Raw genomic sequence first — 1,631 nt, forward strand, 5'->3', positions numbered from 1 at the left:
CGTTTTGCTGCGGCTGCGTCCAGTCGTAGACCGGCAGCTGAGTTGTTATACTGACAACAATCCTATTGACCACACCGGAAAGCATCATGACCCAGAATGAACTGAAACAAGCCGTTGCTAAAGCTGCACTGGAAGAAATTCGCAGTCAGCTCTACAAGGACAGCATTATTGGTATTGGTACCGGTTCCACCGCCAACTTTTTTATTGATGAACTGGCAAAACTGAAACATGACTTTGATGGTGCAGTGGCCAGCTCCGAAGCCAGTGCTGAACGCCTGAAGACACATGGTATTCAGGTGTATGACTTGAACAGCTCCGGCATTCTGCCCTTTTACATTGATGGGGCTGATGAAGTGAATGAGCGGCTGCAGATGATTAAAGGTGGCGGCGCGGCACTGACCCGCGAAAAAATTGTGGCGGCCTGCAGTGAAAAGTTCATCTGTATTGCTGATGAAAGCAAGCTGGTGCCAATACTGGGGGATTTTCCCTTGCCGGTGGAAGTTATCCCAATGGCACGCAGCCATGTTGGACGTGAACTGGTCAAAATGGGTGCTGATCCACAATGGCGCGAAGGTGTAAAAACCGACAACGGCAACCTGATCATCGACTGTTACAACTTTATGTTGGATGACCCGATCAAACTGGAAACCCTGCTCAACAACATCACCGGTGTGGTATCTAATGGCATTTTTGCTCATCGCCCCGCAGATGTATTACTGCTGGGTTGCAGTGGTGGTGTCAAACGCCTGACTGCCAGCCGCTGACTGGCAGCCTGTGGCTCAGGCAGGGATTTGTAACGGCCCAGCCTTTGTCACAACCTTTTGCCAGGCCGGATCTGCCTGCAGTCGCTGATTGTATGCCTGAATAGCCGGGTAAGCCGATAGATCAGAGCGTCCTGCCAGTGCCAGCATCGGAAAACTCATCTGCACATCTGCAGCCGTTAATTGATCACCGGCAAACCACTGATGTTGTTTCAGATGCTGCTCAATAAAACCAAGATGAGTATCCAGGTTCGGCTGAACAAAGGTTTCCAAAACCTTGCTGCTAATACCTTTTGCCACAGGTTTTACAAAAAACGGCATGGGGCGTTTTGCAATTTGGGTGAATACCAGCTTCATCAGTAACACCGGCATCAGTGAACCTTCGGCATAATGCAGCCAGTACCGATAATCGACCCAACCTTGCAGATCGTCCGCAGCAGGTTGGAAGCGACCTTCTCCATAACGCTGCAGCAGGTATTCAATAATTGCACCAGATTCAGCCACCACCAACTCACCATCCGTAATGACCGGTGACTTACCCAGTGGATGGATCTGTTTTAATTCCGGCGGTGCCAACAACACACCCGGCGCACGTTGATAAAACTTGATCTGATAGTCCAGTCCCAGCAACTCCAGCATCCAGAGAATGCGGTGAGAACGGGATTTTTCCAGATGATGTATAGTCAGCATAAACAGCCTCCAAACGCTTGTTTGAAAACCAGCTTAGCATAAAGTAATTCCAGCGCCCTGCTGTTTCAGGAGAAAATATGAAACTCTTTTTGAATGCCACCTCACCCTATGCCCGTTTTGTACGTGTTGTTGCCCTGGAAAAGGGTTTAAAACCAGAACTGGTTTGGGTTGATCCCTGGA

General features: G+C 49.4%; 2 protein-coding genes. One reads left to right on the forward strand and one right to left on the reverse strand.

Annotation, left to right across the window (positions count from 1 at the left end; translation table 11 throughout):
- The first annotated feature begins 86 nt into the window (after positions 1-86).
- Entirely contained in the window at positions 87-764 is a 678-nt protein-coding gene (gene rpiA, locus IBX50_RS20495) for a ribose-5-phosphate isomerase RpiA (RefSeq protein ID WP_292258267.1), read from the forward strand.
- 15 nt (positions 765-779) lie between these two features.
- Here the strand turns inward: rpiA and IBX50_RS20500 are convergent, their stop codons facing one another.
- Positions 780-1,451, reverse strand: a complete 672-nt coding sequence (locus IBX50_RS20500) for a glutathione S-transferase (protein ID WP_292258269.1) — start codon at positions 1,449-1,451, stop codon at positions 780-782.
- Positions 1,452-1,631 lie beyond the last annotated feature (180 nt).

Source organism: Marinospirillum sp. (genome assembly GCF_014859565.1).